This is a genomic window from Rugosimonospora africana (assembly GCF_016862975.1).
Lineage (GTDB): Bacteria > Actinomycetota > Actinomycetes > Mycobacteriales > Micromonosporaceae > Rugosimonospora > Rugosimonospora africana.
Genome location: NZ_BONZ01000061.1, coordinates 45,497 through 65,117 on the forward strand (window position 1 = coordinate 45,497; position 19,621 = coordinate 65,117).

Sequence of the window (19,621 nt, forward strand, 5' to 3'; positions counted from 1 at the left end):
GCCCGCGTCCACCACCCGCTGGAGGAAACGATGACTCGACCGATCACGCTGTTCACGGGCCAGTGGGCCGACCTGCCGTTCGAGCAGGTGTGCCGGCTGGCGTCCGACTGGGGGTACGACGGCCTGGAGATCGCCTGCTGGGGCGACCACTTCGAGGTCGACAAGGCGCTGGCCGATCCCGGGTACGTGGACGCCAAGCGCGCCATGCTCGCCAAGTACAACCTGGGCGTGTGGGCGATCTCCAACCACCTGGTCGGGCAGGCCGTCTGCGACCACCCGATCGACCAGCGGCACCAGGGCATCCTGCCGGCCCGGATCTGGGGCGACGGGGCGCCAGAGGGGGTACGGCAGCGTGCCGCCCAGGAGTTGAAGGACACCGCGCGGGCGGCGGCCAAGCTGGGCGTACGCACCGTCGTCGGGTTCACCGGCTCGTCGATCTGGCACACCGTGGCCATGTTCCCGCCGGTACCGGAGTCGATGATCGAGGACGGGTACCGCGACTTCGCCGACCGGTGGAACCCGATCCTCGACGTGTTCGACGAGGTCGGGGTGCGGTTCGCCCACGAGGTGCACCCGAGCGAGATCGCGTACGACTACTGGACCGCCCGGCGCGCCCTGGACGCGATCGGCCACCGGCCGGCCTTCGGCCTGAACTGGGACCCGTCGCACTTCGTCTGGCAGGAGCTCGACCCGGTCAACTTCATCCTGGAGTTCGCCGACCGCATCTACCACGTGGACTGCAAGGACGCCAAGGTGCGCACCGGCGACGGCCGCCGCGGCCGGCTCGCGTCCCACCTGCCGTGGGCCGACCTGCGCCGGGGTTGGGACTTCATCTCGACCGGGCACGGCGACGTGCCATGGGAGGACTGCTTCCGGGCGCTGAACTCGATCGGCTACGACGGTCCGCTGTCGATCGAGTGGGAGGACGCCGGAATGGACCGGCTGGTCGGCGCGCCCGAGGCGCTGGAGTTCGTCCGGCGGTACGCGTTCGACCAGCCGGAGGCCGCGTTCGACGCGGCGTTCAGCAGCCAGTCGTAGCGGTCAGACGGCTCGGGGCCGGGTCCCGCGGACGGCACTCGTCCGGGGCCCGGCCCGTTCGGCCGTCGGGCTCGGGGATTCAGCGGTCAGGACTCGGCGGTCAGTAGCCCCGTGATCCGCTCCGGTGCGCCGGGCAGGCCGAGGTGCCAGCCCTGGCCCACGTCGCAGCCCAGCTTGGCCAGGGCCTGCGCCTGCTCGGCCGTCTCGACGCCCTCGGCGGTGACGCTCAGGCCCAGCGTGTGGGCCAACGACACCATGGTGGACAGGATCGCCTCACCGGTCGGGTCGGTCCCCGGCTGCTTGAGCGAACGGACGAACGCACCGTCGATCTTCAGCGCGTGTACCGGCAGCGTGCGCAGGTACGCCAGGTTCGCGTACCCGGTGCCGAAGTCGTCGATCGCCAGCCGTACCCCGAGGTCGGCCAGTTCGTGCAGGGTACCGATGGTTCCGTCGTCGGTACCGATGACCGCGCTCTCGGTGATCTCCAGCTGAAGCTGCTCGGCCGCCAGGCCGGTCTCGTCCAGCACGGTACGGATCTCCTCCAGCAGGCCCGGGTGCCGCAGCTGCCGTACCGCCAGGTTCACGCTCACGAACGGCGCCTCCGGGCTCAGCCGGTGCCAGTCGGCGGCCTGGGCGCACGCCTGCTCGAGCAGGCGCAGCCCGAGCGGCACGATGAGCCCGGTGTCCTCGGCGAGGTCGATGAACCCGTCCGGCGAGATCACCCCGTGCACCGGGTGCCGCCATCGGGCCAGTGCCTCGGCACCCCGGGTGGCGCCGTCTGCCAGGTCGACCAGCGGCTGGTAGACCAGCGCGAACTCGCCCCGGGACAGGGCGCCGGGCATCTCGGCGGACAGCGTGTACCGGGCCACGTAGCGCGCGCTGCGGTGCGGGTCGTACAGCACCCACCGGCCCTTGCCGTCGAGCTTGGCCCAGTGCAGGCTCATCCGGGCCGCCCGGGCGACCTCGGTCGGGTCGGTGCCGGCGATCGCCTCCTCGACGATGCCCACGCTGGCCGTGACCGTGAGCCGGTGCCCGTCCAGCTGAATCGGCTCGTTCAGGGCGGCGAGGATCCCGTCCGCGATCGTGGCCGCGTCGGTCGTGCCGTTGGTGTTCTCGACGATCAGGCCGAACTCGTCGCCGCCGAGCCGCGCCAGCCGGTATCCGTGGGCCCGGGCCAGGCGGCTGAGCCGCCGCGCGGCGGCGACCAGCAGGTCGTCGCCGGTCTGCTGGCCCAGGGTGTCGTTGACCAGGTCGAAGCGGTCCAGGTTGACCGCGCACACGGCCAGCCGGCCGGTCGGCGACGAGGTGGCGAACAGTCCGGCCAGCCACTCCATGAACAGCGCCCGGTTGGGCAGGCCGGTCAGCGGGTCGTGCTGGCTGGCGTAGTGGCGCTGGTCCTCGCTGGCCCGCAACCGCGCCTCGGCCCGGGACCGGGCCACCAGAGCCGCGCGGCGGATCGCCTCCTGCTCGTCGAGGGTGCGGTCACGCAGCGCCCGCGCGTACCCGGTGGCCAGCGCCTGCACCAGCCGGTCGAGCTGCCGGCGGTGCGGAACCTCGGGCAGGTCGAGGCAGGTGAGGAGCTGCTCGTTGAAGATGGCGAGGGTGCGGCCGAGCGCCTCGGGCGCGGCGAAGTTCGCGCCTACCAGCTCGACGCCGACCTGGTAGGCCCGTTCCTCCCCGGCCACGTCGCCGTCCAGCAGGTCCGCCAGGCTCACGGTCAGCCGGTGCAGCAGCGCCTCGATCTCCTCGCGGGTCAGCGGGACATAGCTGGTGCCCGAGATGGCGGCGGCCCAGCGACGGGCGAAGTCGCGGGCACCCGGCCAGACCGGAACGCACTGCTCACCGGTCTTCGCCTCGGTGCTCACCCGGCGCGCCGTACGCCGGCGGATCTGGACTCTCGGGTGCCCGCCTCCGCCACACCCCGGCTCCGGCTGCGCTCCCCCAACAACACGCGGGGGGTGCTCGCCTCCGCCACACCCCGGCTCCGGCTGCGTTCCCCCAGCAACACGCGGGGGTCGGCGTCGCACTCGGCGAAGAGCTGCTCGACACCGGCGCCGGAGGGCATTCGGGTGACGCGTTTGATCATGGCGGGCCGCCGTCTCGGGGTGGGGGTATCCACGGACACCCTATTGCCTCGGCCGTGCCGGATCGATATTCGGAAGGCGGAATTGGTAGGACCGGACTGTCCGGCCCGTCGGGGCCGTCCGCCGGGAGGTCGAGGCGGGCCGGGCGCAGCGTCCGGATCCGTCGCCCGCCCCGGGAACCGCCCTGGTGAGCCGGCGTGAGCGGCGGCGGGGGTCGATCGGCTCGGCTACGCCTGCCGGCGCCGGGCACGGCGCGGCGTCGCCGGGGACGGCCTATCTTCGGCGATTCCGGTCTCTTCGACCACCTGGCACGGGTGCGCCAGCGAATCCTGCGCGTGGGTGGCCAGGCGCCGCAGCAGTTCCCGGAAGGTGCCCCGGTCCGCGTCGTCGAAGATCGACAGCACGTGGTCCTCGGCCTCGTCCAACCGCTGGTCGAGCTCGGCGAGCAGCTTCCTGCCCTCATCGGTGACCGCGACCCGACGCACGCGGCGGTCGGAGGGATCCGGCCGGCGCTCGATGAGGCCGGCGCGTTCGAGGTCGTCGAGCAGGTAGGTCATCACGGTGCGGTCGACCCCGAGCTGGTTGGCCAGCGCCAACTGGGTGCCCAGGGCGTCGCTCGCGGCGGCGGCCAGGACCTGGTAGCCGCGGGGACCGCCGGGCAGGTCAGCGACCGCGACGTTGGCCGCCTTCACGTAGGACCGGAACACGGTGCCGAGCGCCCAGCCGAGATCCGCGTCGAGGGCAGCGCAGCGGCTCGATGCCTCGGTGTCTCCGGCCGTCGATGCCCGTGACGCTGCCATGAACGCCATAGTACCTGGCCAGACGCTGACCTCCGAGAAGAGTTGCAGGCGAGATGTTCTGCGTGGCAGACTATCTGCTCGATAGTTGATTCACCCGTCAAGGAGTTTCCTGTGAGTCTGTTCCGTTTGGACGCCAGCATCCGTATCGAGGGTTCGGTCAGCCGCGAGGTCGCGGACACGGTCGAGAAGGCTTGGCGGGGGGAGCACCCGCACGCCCCGGTGGTGGGCCGTGACCTGGGATTGGAGCCGCTGCCGGACGTCTGGCGCGACGCGGTCAGCGGCTGGCGCACTCCCGCCGAGCAGCGCACGCAGCAGCAGGCCGACGCGGTCGCGCTGTCCGACTCGCTCGTCGACGAGCTGCTCGACGCCGACGCGTACCTGTTCGCCGTGCCGCTCTACAACTACGGCGTCCCGCAGCACGTGAAGGCGTGGATGGACCTGATCATGGCCACTCCGCGCGGAACCTCGCCGATGCTGGCCGGACGCTCCGGAGTCCTCGTCCTGGTCCGGGGCGGCGGCTACGGCCCGGGTACGCCGCGCGAGGGCTGGGACCACGCCGGCCCGTACCTGCGCCGGATCCTCGCCGAGGTGTGGGGCCTGGACCTGCACGTGGCCGAGGCCGAGCTGACCCTGGCCGGCGTGGTCCCGGCGATGGAGTCCCTGATCGGCCTGGCCGAGGAGTCCCGGCGCGGCGCACACGCGGCCGCCGACGGGCACGGCCGGACCATCGCCGAGCGGGTCCGCGCGGCGGCCTGACCGTCGGCGATCCCCGAGGCCGGCGGTCCCGACGCCGGCGGTCCCGACGCCGGCGGTCCCGAGGCCAGCGGTCCCGAGCGACTGGTCTGGCTCGGCGCGTCTGGCGCCCCGCGACGACCCAGACCAGTCGGACCGGCGGTCCCGCCCCGGCCACGGGACCGCTCGGCCCGGGCGGTGGCGGTCAGCCACGACCCCGGCCGGCCGTGCGCGCGAGCAGCGGGATGAGCACCGCCGCCGCGGCCAGGTGCAGGCACGCCAGCGAGACGGTCGCCGCCGTGGTCGCGCCGCCCAGCGGGCCGGCCAGCGACACGACGAACACAGCCAGCGCGATCCCGGTCCAGATGCCGCGTGCCCGCCGGCTCACCCGCTCCAGCAGCGCGAGCAGCCCCCAGGCGGCGAGCCCGACCACCAGGCCCACGACCGCGACCGAGGCCGGGCCGACGATCCGGGTGCTGTCGCCGGAGCGGACGGCCAACCGGACCCCGGCGAGCGGATCGGCCACCGCCCACACGGCGAGCGTCGCGGCCACCGTGGCGGCCACGGCGAGCGGCCGGGCACCGCGAGCGGCAGCGGGCCGCGTACTGGCCGGAACGGTGATGGTGGACATGGGTACCTCCGAAGCGGTGGGCGAATCACGTTGAGCCGAACGGTAGGCGGGCGGACGGTACGACCGGATCGGTCCACGTGCCGGACTCCGGCTCAGCCCCCGGATCGATCCGAGGGGCCGGCGGCTCCGCCTGACGGCCGAGTCACCGGATGCCGGGCGGTACGCCGCGTGGTCGGTGGGCCTCGTTCGCGAGGATGAGCGCCGCAGCCGGCTCGGTCCGCAGACCGATGTCCGCGGCCGAGGCCCCGTCTATGCTCCCGATGTGCGTGCCAAACCCCCCTGCTGGATCGGAAACGCGCCGTTCGCCGTCGCAATGGCGGCCGGGCTTATAGCCATGATCTGGTTCATCCCGGGTGGGCCGCGCACCCCCGCCGGCCTCACCGCCGCGGTCGCGCTGGCCGTGGTTCAGTCCAGCTCGCTGCTGTGGATGCGCCGGTACCCGGTCCCGGCGATGGTCGTGGTCATCGCGGTGGGCGTCGGGCTGCAGATCCTCTGCCCGCAGATGGGCTGGCTCGGCCTGGCCGCCAGCCCGCTGGTCTTCTTCGCCATGCTCCGGCCGCCCCGGATCTCGCTGTGGGCGCTGGCCGCCGAGGTGGTCGGGGTGCCCTGGAGGCTGGTCGACGGCGGCTGGCGCGACGTCCTGCTCGCCGCCGCCGGGCCGGCCCTGACCTGGTCGCTGGGCGAGTTGATCCGTAGCCACCACCTGCGCCGCGAGGCGGAGCGCCGGCGCATCCTCGCCGAGGAGCGCACCCGCATCGCCCGAGAACTGCACGACGTCGTGGCGCACACCGTGTCGGTCATCGTGGTTCAGGCCGCCGCGGCCGAGGACGTGTTCGACGCCCGGCCCGAGCGTGCGCGTCAGGCGCTGGGTGGGATCCAGGCCGCCGCCCGTACGGCGCTGGCCGAGTTGCGTACCCTGTTGCAGACCATGCGGCCGGAGAACCTGACCGAGCCGAACGAGCCCCAGCCCGGGCTCGACCAACTGGAGTCCCTGGCCGCGTCACTGCGCGCCGCCGGGCTGGAGGTCGTGTTGCGCACCGAAGGCAGCGCCGAGCCGATCCCGGCCGGGGTCGACCTGTCCGCGTACCGGATCGTGCAGGAGTCGCTGACGAACACGCTGCGGCACGCGCGCGCGACCCGGGCCGATGTCACCGTCCGGTACGCGCCGCTGGCCCTCCAACTGGAAATCGTGGACGACGGCACGGCCCGCCTGCCGGGCACCGCGGTGACCTCAGGCACCCGGCACGGCATCGTCGGCATGCGCGAGCGCGCCCGGTTGCTGGGCGGCACGCTCGACGCGGGACCGATGCCGCACGGCGGCTTCCAGGTCCGGGCTCACCTGCCGCTGGCCGCGGTCCGATGACCATCGGCGTACTGATCGCCGACGATCAGGACCTGGTCCGCGCCGGCCTGTCGATGATCATTGACGCGCGCGATGACCTGTCGGTCGTGGGCGAAGCCGGCGACGGGCTGGAGGCCATCGTGCTCGCGGAGCGGCTGCGGCCGGACGTGATCCTGATGGATGTACGGATGCCGGGACTGGACGGCATCGAGGCCACCCGGCGGCTGGTCCAGGCCGGCAACCCGGCCCGGGTCATCATGCTCACCACCTTCGACCTCGACGAGCCGGTGTTCGCCGCGCTGCGCGCGGGCGCCAGCGGCTTCCTGCTCAAGGACACCCGCCCCGCCGATTTGGCCGAGGCGGTCAGGGTGGTGGCTCGCGGCGAGGCGCTGCTCGCGCCGACCGTCACGCGACGGCTGCTGGACCGGTTCGCCGACCAACTGCCCGGCGCCGCGAAGCCCGCGCGGCTGGACCTGCTCACCGACCGCGAGGTCGAGGTCCTCACCCTGGTCGCCCGCGCCATGTCCAACGCCGAAATCGCGCAACGGCTGGTCCTCAGCCAGGCGACCGTGAAGACGCACCTGTCGGCGATCCTCACCAAACTCGACCTGCGCGACCGGGTCCAGGCCGCCGTGCTCGCCTACGAGGTGGGGTTGGTGCGGCCGGGTTCCGCGTCGTAGCGCGTTATAGCTCCTCCGCGTCGTAGCGCGTCCCCGGCGTCGAGCGTGCCGCTGTCGATCGTGTGCGTCCCCGTGCCGCGGATGAAGGGCCGCTCGGGCAGTGGGCGTCACGGTACCGTCGCGCATAGTCTTCGAAACCTAAAGACAGCGTTGTCGATGGGAGGCGCTCGTGACGACGAGCATCGGTGTGATGAAGGAGTCCGAGCCCGGCGAACATCGGGTCGCCGTGGTGCCCGCGGTGGTTCCACGGCTGCGTGAGCTGGGCTGTGACGTGCTCGTCGAGAACGACGCCGGTACCGGTGCGTTCCTGCCCGACAGCGCGTACACGGAAGTGGGTGCGGCGCCGGTCGGTGAGGCGGAGCTTCTCGAACGTGCCGACGTGCTGGTGTGTGTACGGCCGCCGGACGCCGGCCGAGTGGAACGGATGCGTCAGGGGCAGGTGCTGGTCGGTCTGCTGGAAGCGTCGGCCGATCCGGGACGGGTACCGGCGTTGACCCGGCGCGGTGTGGACGCGGTGAGCCTCGACCTGTTGCCCCGCACGCTGAGCCGGGCGCAGTCGATGGACGCGCTGACCTCGCAGGCCAGCATCGCCGGGTACAAGGCCGCGCTGGTGGCGGCGGACGCGTACGGCCGGTACTTCCCGATGCTGATGACCGCCGCGGGTACCGCGAAACCGGCGCAGGTACTGGTGCTCGGCGTCGGCGTGGCCGGGCTGTCCGCGATCGGCACCGCGAAGCGGCTCGGCGCGCAGGTGACCGGGTACGACATCCGGCCGGAGACCCGCGACGAGGTCCACTCGATGGGCGCCCGGTTCCTGGATCTGGCCGGAGTCACCGTCGCGGACGGCGAGGGCGGCTACGCCCGGGCGCTGTCGGACGCCGAGCGCGAGGCGCAGCAGGAGGCGCTGCAGCAACGGATCGGCGAGTTCGACGTGGTGATAACGACCGCGCTGGTACCGGGGCGGAAGCCACCGCTGCTGGTGACCCAGGACGCGCTGAAGGGCATGCGCCCCGGCTCGGTCGTGGTGGACATCGCGGCCGGGCCACACGGCGGCAACGTCGAGGGCTCCCAGCCGGAGCGCAGCGTGCTGATCGCCGACGGGGTGCGGCTCATCGGCGCCGGGAACCTGCCGTCCGCGATGGCGCCCGGCGCGTCGGCCGCGTACGCCCGGAACATCACGGCTCTGCTCGCGCACCTGATCCGCGACGGGGTGCCACGGATCGACCTGACCGACGAGATCCTCGCCGCCACCGTCGTCAGCCACGCCGGCCAGGCACGCCAGGGCGGTGGTGCGCGATGAGCGCCGACCTGATGTTCGACCTGACCGTGTTCGTACTCAGTCTGCTGGTCGGCTTCGAGGTGATCAGCAAGGTACCGGCCACCCTGCACACCCCGCTGATGTCCGGCGCCAACTCGATCCACGGCATCGTCCTGGTCGGCGCGATGCTCATCGCGAGCACCGCACGCGGACCGGCCGGGTATGTGCTCGCCTTCGTCGCGATGGCGTTCGCCACTGCCAACGTGGTCGGCGGGTACGTGGTCACCGACCGGATGCTCGGCATGTTCCGGGCCCGTACCCCACAGCCCCGCAAGGACGGTGAGTCATGAGCGGCTTCGACACGGCGACTCACCTGGTGTATCTGGCCGCCGCGGCCGGATTCGTGCTCGGGCTGCACCTGATGAACTCCCCCGCCACCGCCCGTCGCGGCAACCAGCTCTCCGCGACCGCGATGGCCGCCGCGGTACTCGTCACCGGTGCCGTCCTGATCCACGACAACAGCATCACCGCGACAGGTGTCGTCGTGCTGATCGCGGGCGCGGCGGTCGGCGGTGCCGTCGGGCTCTACGCCGCGCGTGGTGTCGCGATGACCGCCATGCCGCAGTTGGTCAGCCTGTTCAACGCGGTCGGCGGTGGGGCCGCCGCACTGCTCGCGGTCAACGACCTGTCGAGCGGGCCGTCGGTGTCCGCGTCGGTCGCGGTGACCGCCGCGCTGGACATCCTCATCGGTACCGTCACCTTCACCGGCTCGCTGGTCGCGGCCGGCAAGCTGCAGGGCTGGATCCCCAGCCAGCCGCTGGTGTTTCCGGGTGCCCGGGCGCTGACCGGCGTGCTGGCCGCCGGGTTCGTGGCCAGTGGTTGCGCTCTGGTGGCCACCCCCACCCACCGGCTCCCGCTGATCCTGCTCCTGGTGGCCGGCCTGGGCTTCGGCGTCACCATGGTGCTGCCCATCGGCGGTGCCGACATGCCGGTGGTCATCTCGCTGCTCAACGCGTTCACCGGTACCGCGGTGGCGATGGCCGGATTCGTGCTCGCGAACGCGGTGCTCATCATCGCCGGCGCGCTGGTCGGCGCGTCCGGGACGATCCTCACGAAACTCATGGCCGACGCGATGAACCGCTCGATCCCGAGCATCATCGTGGGCGGTTTCGGCACCGGAGACACCGCTCCGGTCAGCGGTACCGGCAACGCGCACGTCCGCGAGGTGTCCGCCGACGACGTGGCGATCCAGTTGGCGTACGCCAGCAAGGTGATGTTCGTGCCCGGGTACGGCCTGGCCGCCGCGCAGGCGCAGCACCAGCTCGCCGAACTGGCCGCGCTGCTGGAGCAGCGTGGGATCGAGGTCGGTTACGCCATCCACCCGGTGGCGGGACGGATGCCCGGGCACATGAACGTGTTGTTGGCCGAGGCCAACGTGCCGTACCCGCAGTTGCAGGAGATGGACGAGGCCAACCCGGAGTTCGCCCGTACCGATGTCGCGCTGGTGGTCGGCGCCAACGATGTCACCAACCCGGTCGCCCGCCGGCCGGGCAACCCCATCTCCGGCATGCCGATCCTGGACGTCGACCAGGCCCGGGCGGTGGTCGTCATCAAGCGTTCGATGGGGCACGGGTACGCGGGCATCGACAACGAGCTCTACACCGATCCGAAGACCGGCATGCTGTTCGCCGACGCCCGAAAGGGCATCACCGACCTGACCGCGGCGGTGAAGACTCTGGTTGCCTGAGCGCAGCCGGAGCCGGGTTGTGGCGGAGGCGAGCACAGGCCCCGGGAGTCACGCCTGAGGGCAGGCCCGGGAGTCACGCCCGGGCGCGCGCGACGGCACGGACACGGCCGGGCCCGGCACCTCTGGCGAGGTACCGGGCCCGGTTCCGGTGTGCCGGTGTCACCCGGCAGAGACACCCCAGTATGGGCCGATCCCGTACTGGGCCAGCACCATGTCGGTGGCCTGCTTCTCCCACTGGGCGTACCGGTCGCCGAACGCGGACACCTGTACGTCCTGGGCCGCCACGGTCAGTGGCAGGTTCTGCCAGCCGGGTACCTCGACCAGCGCGTTGTAGAACGCGGACGCCGCGTAGTGCGGGTTGGTCAGCTCATCGGGCGTACCCCACCCGGACGACGGGCGCTGCTGGAACAGGCCCAGCGAGTCGTGGTCGTTCGCACCGCCGAGGTCGCCGTAGTTGATGAGCTTGGTCTCCTGCAGCGATGTGGCCACGGCGATGACCCACGCCCGCGGCGGCAGGTTCAGCTGCTGCCCGGTCTGGACGATGGCGCGCGCGTTGCCCATCTGGACGGTGGTCGGGATGAACGTCGACTGGCCGATCGGCATGCCGTCCGGCATCAGCTGAGCCGGGCTCGGTGCCGCGACGGGAGCCTGCACGGCCGGTGCGGGAGCCTTGCCCGCGACTGCCGGAGCGGCCGGAGCCGGAGCCGCCTGCGGCGTACCCGGTGCCGGAGCCGACACCACGGGCGCCTTGGCGGGCTGCGCGGCCACCTCGCTCACCGAGTGGAACGCGGCCGGCCAGGCCAGCTGCGCGACCAGGAGCAGGCCGAGGATGCCCCGGCGGGAGATGTCGGGCATCCACTGCTGGACGCGGTCGACCTGGGCCAGCACCCACCGTCCGGGAACGGCCAGGCGGCCCAGCGGACCGGCCAGGCGGGCGAGGACCGGACGGCTGCGCACCGCGATCCAGCGCCGGGGACGCTCGGTCTTATTCATGATCCAACTTGCGCAGGCGAGCAGCCAGCGCCCGATTCCGATCAGCCACGGACGGGCACGGTCAAGGTTGACCAGTACCCAGCGCGCGACGGCGGACAGCCAGCGCCGGGAGCGGTCCAAGTTGACCAGCACGATGGTTCCTTTTCGTTTCGGGGGGACGGATGGACGCCAGCTATAACCAGCCCTCCGGTAATGCGCATTCCACCGCTATACGGTCAACCCCCGTGGACCGGATTTAATGCCGCGAAAACAGGGAGCGGTTAGCATCTATCTTGCCTGGTCGGATGCGCGGACTTCCGGCTGCGGCAAAGCGTCGCCGCCCGCTTCACGTGAGGCGGCTCACCACCGGCGAAAGCACCGCTGACCAGGGACTTCGTGGAGTTTCGTGCCCTCGTGGCGGCGTCTTTCGACAATCGCACCGGTACGCGGATCAAACAATCCTGTACGCCTCTCCACGGGTACCGGCCGCGCACTCCCGTTCATCCCGGGCGTGCCGGTTACCACCCGAATCGCCGATCCCCACGCGTACATTATATATTGACGTGCATAAATGCACATATGCAGTGGCCACGATGGCTTCTCAGGCCGTCAACACGCATGCAGGCGTGTTGACAGCTGGGCAAGAAGTCTTGACCATGGCGGACGGCCCCGGGTGGGGGTCCGGACGCGGCACGCCAGGCTCGACGTGGCCAGCGCTCCACCACCCGACCTCGTGAAGGGACCGATGCCATGTACTACTCGGCCGCACGCGTCGCCACCGATCGCCCAGAGCGGTACATCAAGCAGCTCGTCTCGCACCTGGGCGACAAGGCGTCGACCGAGCTGACGGAGGACGGGCGGGGCACCATCACGACCAGCCGCGGCGTGTGCTCGCTGGTCCCGTCGCCCGGCCGGATCGACCTGATCGCGAAGGCGGAGGACGTCGAGCGGCTGGCGGCGGTCGAGGATGTCGTCGGGCGCCACCTCGTGCGGTTCGCGACGCGGGACCAGCTGACCGTGGACTGGGCACCCCTGGTACGCCAGGCCGTCGAGGCCGACGATGCCGCCCTGCTCGCCCTCGACTCGACGGCGTGGACACAGGGATCGGGCTTCCCCTCGTACCTGGCCAGGCAGCGCACCTCGTTCTTCAGCGAGGAGAAGGTCCCGGACCAGATCCTGGTCGCGCACATCGGCGGCGACCTGGCCGGCTACGCCGGTGTGGCGCCGAAGCTGAAGCTGCCCGAGGCCGCTCACGTCTTCAGCATCCGCGGACTGGCGGTGGCACCGGAGGCCCGCCGGCTCGGCGTCGCCTCGGCGCTGCTCGCCGCGGCCGAGCGGGTGGCCGCCGAGCGGGGCGCACGGAAGCTGAGCCTGCAGGTACTGGGCGGCAACGCGTCCGCGATGCGCCTGTACGAGCGCCACGGCTACGCCGTCGAGGGCCGCTTCGTGGACGAGTTCCTGATCGACGGCCAATACGTCGACGACCTGAGCCTGGCCAAGAGCGTCGAGCGCTAGTCGTGCAGCGGCAGCGGTTCGGCCGGGACCCGCTTGCGCATCAGGCAGAACTCGTTGCCCTCCGGGTCCTCCAGCACCGTCCACCTGCCGCCGGCCAGGATGCCGGAGCGGCGCGCCCCCAAGGCCAGCAACCGTTCCAGTTCCTCGTCGGGGTCGCGGTCGGTCGGGCAGACGTCGAAGTGCATCCGGTTCTTCACCGTCTTGCCCTCGGGTGCCGCGATGAACAGGATGTTCGGCATCACCGGGGAGCCGCCGATCGCCACTCCGGTCTCGTCCTGGTCGACGATCCGGTAACCGAGCGCCTCGCACCAGAATCGGGCGAGCAACGACGGGTCCGCGCAGTCGATGACGAGGTCACCGATTCGGCTGGTCACCGGCCGAGGCTACCGGATCCCCCGCGGCCGGGCTGTCCATCGACCCGTCCTGCGGCTGTACCGGGATCGACGGCGCGACCGGAGCCACCACCCGTACCGAATCCGGCAGGCCATCGACGCTGACCCGGCCGGCGCCGTCCAGCGTCACGTCCACCGGCTGTCCGGCGATCCGCAGGCCGCGCGCCGTGATGGCACCCAGTGGCGCCCCGGCCATCGGCCGCAGCCGCAATTCGCCCCGCGGCACGTCCGGCTCCAGGCCGAGCCCCGCGGCGAGGATCGCGATGCTGGCCGTTGCCGACCATGCCTGGGGCCGGCATGCGGCCGGGTACGGCACCGGGCGCTCCAGCGTCGCGCGGTCGTCGCCGCCGTACAGTTCGGGCAACCGGTACCCGAACGCCTCGGCGGCGGCGAGGACGCCCTCGACCAGCCCGGCGGCTTCGGCGCCGTACCCGGCGCGGGCCAGGCCGGACACGGCGATCGCGGTGTCGTGCGGCCACACCGAGCCGCAGTGGTACGACAGCGGATCGAAGGCGGCGTCCATAGTGGACATCGTGCGCAGGCCGTAGCCGCCGGACAGGGCCGGCCCGGCCAGCGCGCGGGCCACCCGCGCCGACTCGGCGTCGTCGAGCAGCCCGGTGCCGAGCAGGTGCCCGATGTTGCTGGTGAGCGCGTCGACCGGCCGGCCGTCGCGGTCCAGCGCCAGCGCCGGGTACGGTCCGTCCGGGCCGTCGACCCAGAACCGGTCGCGGAACCGGTGGGCCAGGTCCGCCGCGTACTCCCGCCACTGCTGCTCGCCGGGCAGCCCGAACGCGGACAGCAGCGCCGCGCCGTGCACGGCGGCCTGGTACGCGTACCCCTGCACCTCGCACAGCGCGATCGGCCCGGCGGCGATCCGCCCGTCCCGGAAGCGCACCGCGTCGCCCGAGTCCTTCCAGCCCTGGTTGGCCAGTCCCCGACCGCTGCGGTCGAGGTACCGGACGAACCCGTCACCGTCCGGGTCGCCGTACCGTGCCAGCCAGTCCAGCGCCGAGCCCAGGTTCGGCAGCAGCGCGGCCACCTCCGCCTCGGGCATCCCCCACCGCCAGGCGTCGTGCAGCAGGCTGATCCACAGCGCGGTGGCGTCCACGGTGCCGTAGTAGGCGGCCGGCGCGTCGTCGGCCCGTACGCCGAACAGGCCCCCGTAGCGCAGCTCGTGCATGATCTTGCCGGGCTCCTCGCCCGAGGACGCGTCGACCCGCAGCCCCTGGCGGCGGGCGAGGGTGCGCAGCGTACCGGCGGCCAGCGTGGTACCCGTCGGCAGCAGCATACGGGCGGCCCAGATACTGTCCCGGCCGAACAGCGTGAGGTACCACGGCACCCCCGCGCCGAGGAACGTGTCCCCGGTACCGGCCGGCTCGGCCAGCCGGAGCGCCGCGAGGTCGTCCAGCGACCGGCGCAGCAGCCGGACCAGCCGGCGGTCGTCGGCCACCACGTCGGGCCGGCCCCACTCGACCGGCCCCCGGGCGGGAGCGACAGCCGCGGCCGTGGTGACCACCCGGACCCGCCAGCGCAGCGTCACCGTCTGTCCGGGAGGCACCTCGACCGGCCAGACCAGTCGGGCCTGGCCGGGCTGGACGTCGCCGGGCTGCGCGGGCACGAGCTGTGCAGCCACGGACTGCGCGGCCACCGACTGTGCAGGCACGGGCTGGACGGCACCGGGCCGGACGGCGCCGGGTCCCGCGCCCGCGTCGATGACGGCGTCTTCGGCGGTGACGTACACCGACGTGGTGGACGTCGACCACACCAGGCCGGCGCCGTCCCGGCGCGCGGGCTGCTCGGTCCCGGTGCCACCGCGCCGGACCTCGGCCATCGGTGCCAGGTCGCAGCCGAGGTCGACGGCGACCGTGGCCCGGACCGGCGCCGACCCGGTCGACGCCACCCTGATCTCCTCGGCCAGCCCGTCGGGGGTCACGCGCCGGATCCGATCCACCCGCACGTTTTGAGCGGCCTGGCTCAGCGAGTCCGACGCCACGAGATGATCCAGGCCGATCGCCGGCTCTGGCTCCGCGGGTGCCCCGTCCGGCGACGATGCGAGGCTGCCGCCCAGCCCACGGACCAGCGCGACGAACCACGCCGAGTGCGGGCCGTCCAGCGTGTGCATCACCGGCTCGGGCTCGGCGCCGTCCACCCGCAGCACCGCCCGGGACAGCGCGCGCAGGTCGGCGTAGAAGACACCCTGAACACCGTCGCCGCGGATCTGGCCGTCATGGCCGGACAGCGCGCTGACCGGGGCACTCACGGTCACCGTGAGATCGTGCAGCAGCGGCTGGAGACGTTGCCGGTGCGGACTCACGGTCACGCGCGTCCTCCCTCTTGACGGGGCGCCTGCTTGACAGGGTGCCTGCGGCGCGAGAAGGTGCCTCGCATCCGGTACTTGAACGATCCAATCGTGCCTCACCGAGATTGGATCGTTCAACCCCCTGAAAGGGGCAAAATGGCGGGCAGAGTGACCATCGCTACGGTGGCGCACCATGCCCGAGTCTCCCGGCAGACCGTGTCGAACGTGATCAACGCTCCACAGCTGGTCCGGCCGGAGACCCGGGAGCGCGTCCGGGCGGCCATCGAGGTGCTCGGGTACCGGGTCAGCCAGGCAGCCCGGCAGATGCGCACGGGCCGGTCGCGGTTGATCGCGGTACGCATCGGACCGGCCGGCGACGGGATCAACGGTTCGGTCCTGGACCGGTTCCTGCACGGGCTCACCGAGGCGGCCGCACCCGCCGGGTACCGGGTCGTGCTCTACACCGCGACCGGCGACGACGCCGAGATCGCCGCGTACGAGGAGTTGCTCGGCGCCCACGACCTGGACGGCTTCGTCCTGACCGGCACGCACCCCGGCGACGCGCGTACCGACTGGCTGGCCCGTCGCGGGGTTCCGTTTGTCACGTTCGGCCGTAACTGGGAGGCGCAGCCGGAGCCGGTCTTTGGCGGAGGCGAGCACTCCCCCACGCAACACTCGAAGGCGCAGCCGGAGCCGGCCTTTGGCGGAGGCGAGCACTCCCCCACGCTGAACCGGGAGGCGCAGCCGGAGGCGGTCCTTGGCGGAGGCGAGCACCCGTGGGTCGATGTCGACGGTGCGTGGGGCACCCGCGCCGCCACCGAGCGGCTGCTCGCGGCCGGGCACCGCCGCGTCGGGTTCATCGGCTGGCCGCCCGGGTCCGCCGTCGGCGAAGACCGGCGTGAGGGCTGGGCCGCCGCCCTGCGCGCGGCCGGCGTGGATCTTTCCGGCCTGGAGCGCCGCGTCGATGACCGGGTGGCCGAGGGCGAACGCGCGGCCGTGGACCTGCTCGGGACCGTGGACCTGCTCGGGACCGCCGGCCCGTCCGCCCTCGTGTGCGCCAGCGACTCGCTCGCTCTCGGGGCGCTGCGCGCGGCCACCGCGCACGGGACAGCCCCGGGCGGGATCGCCTCGCCCCGGATCGCCGTGATCGGCTTCGACGACACGCCGGTGGCTCAGGCCGTCGGGCTGACGAGCGTGAGCCAGCCGCTGACCGAGGCGGCGGCCGGCTGCGTCGCCCTGCTGATCCGGCTGCTCGACGGCGGCGACCACGACGGCGACCTCGACCGCGAGGGCGAAGGCGAGGGCGACAGCGGCGGCCGCAGGCACCTCCTGCTGCGCCCGCGGCTCGTCGTCCGCGACTCCGGCTGACCCGTACGGCCCGCCTCTCCCGACCAGTCTGGCTCGGCGCATCTGACGCCGCGCGACGCCCCAGGCCGGTCGTCAGGACGGGTCGGTGCCGAAGGCCAGCCGCGCGGCGTCGCGGGGCACCCGCTGGTCCGGCGGTACCGGGACCACCCGGCGCCGGGTCGGCCCGGACAGGCCCGGCACGCCCCCGGTTGCCTCCAGCAGCACGAGGTCGTGCGGAAGCTGCCAGAGGCTGCCGGACTCGTCCGTGGCGATCCGCTGCGCGGGTACCCGACCGAGCAGCCAGTCGTACCCCATCCGGTCGGCGATCGCCGCGCGCACCTGTTCGTCGGGCTCGCGCTCCCAGTCCCGGCCGGTCACCTCGCCGCCGATCACCTGGCGCGGCACGACGACGCCGTGCCAGACGTACGCGGCGAAGCCGTCCCGGTACTCGATCGCCGCCCCTTGTGGGCTGTGCGACCGCATCCCGCTGTCGGTCGGCTCCACCGCCAGCCGGGTGGGTCGCTCGGCGACCACGCAGGCCGCCGGGTGCGGCCACCACCGGCCCGCCGAGCGCAGGATGTCCGCGACCAGGTCCAGTCGCAGTTGCGCGTTCGGGTGGTACTCGACGACACCGAGCCGGCGGTACAGGTCGTACCGGGCAATCCAACCGATCTCGTCCAGGCCGCCCCGGTGTCCGGTGGCGGACGCGCGCAGCGACCGGGCAAGCGACCGGCGCAGCGGATCGGCCTCCCAGTCGGACGCCTCACCGAGCCCGATCAGCAACGTGTCCCGCAGTGCCTGTCGCTGCGCGCGCAGTACGGTGTCGAGGTCGGTCGGCCCCCAGGACCGTTCGATCGCCTTGCGCAGTGACTCGTGCACCTGCCGGTTCACCGTGCGACGCAGTGCGTCGCCGAGGGACACGTCATGCAGCCGCCGGCGCCGTACCGGCTCGGGCATCCGCCGTACGTTGCGGAACAGGGTGGCCCACTCCCACCAGGGCGGGTACCCGCTGAGCAGGTCGAGGCCGAACAGCCCGGTCGTCGCCTCGGCGAAGGACCGGTACGGGTCGTGCAACAGGTCGTGCACCCGACCGGCCCGGGGCAGCAGGTCGCCGACCGACTCGCCCAGCGACGCGGACACCGAGTCCCGCAGCCCGCCGCCGATGGCGTCCCACAGCGGGTCGGACAGCGCCTCCCGCAGCGTGCCGACCAGCGGCGAGCCCTCCTCGGTGGTGACGCCGGACAGCAGCCACAGGGCGAGGCTGCCGGTGGCGGGCGAGTCCACCCACACGAACCGGGGCGGCCCGAGCCCCCGCAGCTCATACAGCGCGGCGATCGCGGTCTCGGCGGCGGCACGGTCGGCGGGCTCGGTCGTCAGCGCGTGCCCGAGCCACTCGGCACGTACCTGCTCGACGAGGTTCCACTGCTCCCCGGTCAGGCTACGTACCTGCGTATTGGCCATCCGAATGCTCGCTCTCGCCGCATAGGGGGCTATTGACAGAATACGAAAAGGCCGTGATGTCCGAACTGTTGGCGAAAGCGCCTACATGAAAGATGGTCACGGAGATTATGCCCTGATCACCTCAGTCGATCGGTCCCAGGACGCGCGCGTTGGTAGGACACGGACTCCATCGATGAGTGAGTGTATGTAGCGACGGGGACCGGCCCGCGTACCAGGTGTCCGTCGGCGACGGCCGGTCAGGTCACGGGCGTCATGCCACGACCGGCGGAGCATCCTCCCCGCGGACCGGGCCGGAGCCGGCGACACGGTCGGGACCCGACGCACGGGCTCGGTGGCAGTCGGCGCACAGCGCGGTCTGCGGCAGGGTACGCAGGCGCTGCATGCCGATCGCCGCCCCGCACTCGAGGCACTTGCCGTACTCGCCGTTGTTGATTCGGTACAACGCGGTGTCGATGTCGGTCAGCGCCTGCCGCGCCCCGGCCAGCAGGGCGGCCGTGACCTGACTCTGCGCGGTGTCGACGGCCAGGTCGGTCCCGGCCGGTGGTTGCCCGGGGTCGTTGCCGGCCAGGGCGGTGATCTGCTCGATCCGGAACTGGCGCTGCTCCTCCAGCCGCGCGCGCAACGCGGGGAGGCTGAGCAGCAGCTCCGGTCGGGGCTGGTCGGGGGTGGGCGTGATTGTGCCAGACATGCTGGTCTCCTGGAGCGGAGTTCTGTTTCGGATTGTTCGGCCGGGTGTGCCGGCCTCACGGGCGGCACCGAGATTTCGGGCGCGCGGCGATCAGAGGACCGTGAGTGGCGCGCGGCTCGTGGCCCACGCCGCAGCGACTCGATCAGCCGCCGCGAGGGCCGGCGGCGCTCGGACGCCGTGCATCAGGACCGCCGGGCGGCGCCTCGGATCACGGCGCATCAGGCCGAGGCTGAACAGCATCGCGAGCACGATGGCCAGGACGCGCAGGGCGACTGTGCCGGCCAGGTTGCGTTGCGACGCGGAGATCAGGGCCGCTCTGACGTGCCCGAGCCGGGCGGCCATCCGCTGCGCGACGTGCTGCGTCGACGGCTGGATGACCACGACCTCGGCCCCGGCGTGGACGACCCGGGGGACCGGACCGATCTCCGTCGCCGCGGCGGCGACTCCCAGCCAGGCCAGGGCGCAGGCCAGAGCCGCGGCGAGGACGACCCTCGTCGAATGTCGTCGGTGCGCGTGGCCGGACATCTTCCGCTCAGGGTACACAACCGTGTCGCGGGAACGGCAGGTCAGCCCGGTTCACCCGGATGAGGGTACGGACGCGGTGTTCGCCCGGTCGCGAACGCGAAAAACCGGGA

18 protein-coding genes are annotated in these 19,621 nt (G+C 72.5%); 9 read left to right on the forward strand and 9 right to left on the reverse strand.

The features are described from left to right. Nucleotides 1-30: 30 nt before the first annotated feature. Nucleotides 31-1,038 (forward strand): sugar phosphate isomerase/epimerase family protein, encoded by a 1,008-nt coding sequence (locus Raf01_RS30260; protein ID WP_203921459.1) that lies wholly within the window; start codon nt 31-33, stop codon nt 1,036-1,038. A gap of 86 nt (nt 1,039-1,124) precedes the next feature. On the opposite strand, the gene Raf01_RS30265 is transcribed toward Raf01_RS30260, so the two are convergent. Together Raf01_RS30265 and Raf01_RS30270 are read right to left on the reverse strand one after the other, a co-directional pair. After that, nucleotides 1,125-2,903, reverse strand: coding sequence for a putative bifunctional diguanylate cyclase/phosphodiesterase (locus Raf01_RS30265; RefSeq protein WP_203921460.1), 1,779 nt, complete (start codon nt 2,901-2,903; stop codon nt 1,125-1,127). A gap of 446 nt (nt 2,904-3,349) precedes the next feature. Further along, complete coding sequence (locus Raf01_RS30270) at nt 3,350-3,922, reverse strand: MarR family winged helix-turn-helix transcriptional regulator (protein ID WP_203921461.1); 573 nt, start codon at nt 3,920-3,922, stop codon at nt 3,350-3,352. A 111-nt stretch (nt 3,923-4,033) separates the two neighbouring features. Here Raf01_RS30270 and Raf01_RS30275 point away from each other — a divergent pair, with 111 nt between their 5' ends. Then, on the forward strand, nt 4,034-4,678 hold the full coding sequence (locus Raf01_RS30275; protein WP_203921462.1) for an FMN-dependent NADH-azoreductase: 645 nt from the start codon (nt 4,034-4,036) through the stop codon (nt 4,676-4,678). Between the two features lie 181 nt (nt 4,679-4,859). On the opposite strand, the gene Raf01_RS49870 is transcribed toward Raf01_RS30275, so the two are convergent. Beyond that, nucleotides 4,860-5,285 (reverse strand): DUF6069 family protein, encoded by a 426-nt coding sequence (locus Raf01_RS49870; RefSeq protein WP_239134051.1) that lies wholly within the window; start codon nt 5,283-5,285, stop codon nt 4,860-4,862. A 334-nt stretch (nt 5,286-5,619) separates the two neighbouring features. Here Raf01_RS49870 and Raf01_RS30285 point away from each other — a divergent pair, with 334 nt between their 5' ends. The 5 genes from Raf01_RS30285 to Raf01_RS30305 all read left to right on the forward strand — a co-directional run bounded on the left by Raf01_RS30285 (nt 5,620) and on the right by Raf01_RS30305 (nt 10,312). Next, nucleotides 5,620-6,648, forward strand: coding sequence for a sensor histidine kinase (locus Raf01_RS30285; RefSeq protein ID WP_239134052.1), 1,029 nt, complete (start codon nt 5,620-5,622; stop codon nt 6,646-6,648). Continuing rightward, the gene (locus Raf01_RS30290; RefSeq protein WP_203921464.1) at nt 6,645-7,307 is read left to right on the forward strand and encodes a response regulator; all 663 of its coding nucleotides are present in this window, start codon (nt 6,645-6,647) and stop codon (nt 7,305-7,307) included. Before Raf01_RS30285 ends, Raf01_RS30290 begins: the two co-directional genes overlap by 4 nt. A 169-nt stretch (nt 7,308-7,476) precedes the next feature. After that, complete coding sequence (locus Raf01_RS30295) at nt 7,477-8,607, forward strand: NAD(P) transhydrogenase subunit alpha (protein WP_239134053.1); 1,131 nt, start codon at nt 7,477-7,479, stop codon at nt 8,605-8,607. After that, nucleotides 8,604-8,915 carry an NAD(P) transhydrogenase subunit alpha part 2 gene (locus Raf01_RS30300; RefSeq protein WP_203921465.1) on the forward strand — a complete coding sequence of 104 codons (312 nt, stop codon included), beginning with the start codon at nt 8,604-8,606 and terminating at the stop codon, nt 8,913-8,915. Before Raf01_RS30295 ends, Raf01_RS30300 begins: the two co-directional genes overlap by 4 nt. Next, nucleotides 8,912-10,312, forward strand: coding sequence for an NAD(P)(+) transhydrogenase (Re/Si-specific) subunit beta (locus Raf01_RS30305; RefSeq protein WP_203921466.1), 1,401 nt, complete (start codon nt 8,912-8,914; stop codon nt 10,310-10,312). Before Raf01_RS30300 ends, Raf01_RS30305 begins: the two co-directional genes overlap by 4 nt. A gap of 159 nt (nt 10,313-10,471) precedes the next feature. Here Raf01_RS30305 and Raf01_RS30310 read toward each other — a convergent pair whose 3' ends face one another. Beyond that, on the reverse strand, nt 10,472-11,437 hold the full coding sequence (locus Raf01_RS30310) for a hypothetical protein (protein WP_203921467.1): 966 nt from the start codon (nt 11,435-11,437) through the stop codon (nt 10,472-10,474). A gap of 597 nt (nt 11,438-12,034) precedes the next feature. On the opposite strand from Raf01_RS30310, the gene Raf01_RS30315 reads away from it, so the two are divergent. Next, the gene (locus Raf01_RS30315; protein ID WP_203921468.1) at nt 12,035-12,799 is read left to right on the forward strand and encodes a GNAT family N-acetyltransferase; all 765 of its coding nucleotides are present in this window, start codon (nt 12,035-12,037) and stop codon (nt 12,797-12,799) included. On the opposite strand, the gene Raf01_RS30320 is transcribed toward Raf01_RS30315, so the two are convergent. Then, nucleotides 12,796-13,173, reverse strand: coding sequence for a VOC family protein (locus Raf01_RS30320; RefSeq protein WP_203921469.1), 378 nt, complete (start codon nt 13,171-13,173; stop codon nt 12,796-12,798). The two genes, Raf01_RS30315 and Raf01_RS30320, sit on opposite strands and share 4 nt — an antisense overlap. Next, nucleotides 13,154-15,511 (reverse strand): amylo-alpha-1,6-glucosidase, encoded by a 2,358-nt coding sequence (locus tag Raf01_RS30325; protein ID WP_239134054.1) that lies wholly within the window; start codon nt 15,509-15,511, stop codon nt 13,154-13,156. Before Raf01_RS30325 ends, Raf01_RS30320 begins: the two co-directional genes overlap by 20 nt. Before the next feature lie 147 nt (nt 15,512-15,658). On the opposite strand from Raf01_RS30325, the gene Raf01_RS30330 reads away from it, so the two are divergent. Further along, nucleotides 15,659-16,858, forward strand: a complete 1,200-nt coding sequence (locus tag Raf01_RS30330) for a LacI family DNA-binding transcriptional regulator (RefSeq protein WP_239134055.1) — start codon at nt 15,659-15,661, stop codon at nt 16,856-16,858. A gap of 72 nt (nt 16,859-16,930) precedes the next feature. On the opposite strand, the gene Raf01_RS30335 is transcribed toward Raf01_RS30330, so the two are convergent. From Raf01_RS30335 to Raf01_RS30345, 3 genes are all read right to left on the reverse strand, one after another. Next, a complete protein-coding gene (locus Raf01_RS30335; RefSeq protein WP_203921471.1) occupies nt 16,931-18,298 on the reverse strand; it encodes a DUF6745 domain-containing protein in 1,368 nt (455 codons plus the stop codon). 250 nt (nt 18,299-18,548) lie between these two features. After that, on the reverse strand, nt 18,549-18,986 hold the full coding sequence (locus Raf01_RS30340) for a TraR/DksA family transcriptional regulator (protein WP_203921472.1): 438 nt from the start codon (nt 18,984-18,986) through the stop codon (nt 18,549-18,551). A 90-nt stretch (nt 18,987-19,076) separates the two neighbouring features. Next, nucleotides 19,077-19,511: a hypothetical protein gene (locus Raf01_RS30345; protein ID WP_203921473.1), complete on the reverse strand. Its 435-nt coding sequence runs from the start codon at nt 19,509-19,511 to the stop codon at nt 19,077-19,079. Nucleotides 19,512-19,621: the final 110 nt, after the last annotated feature.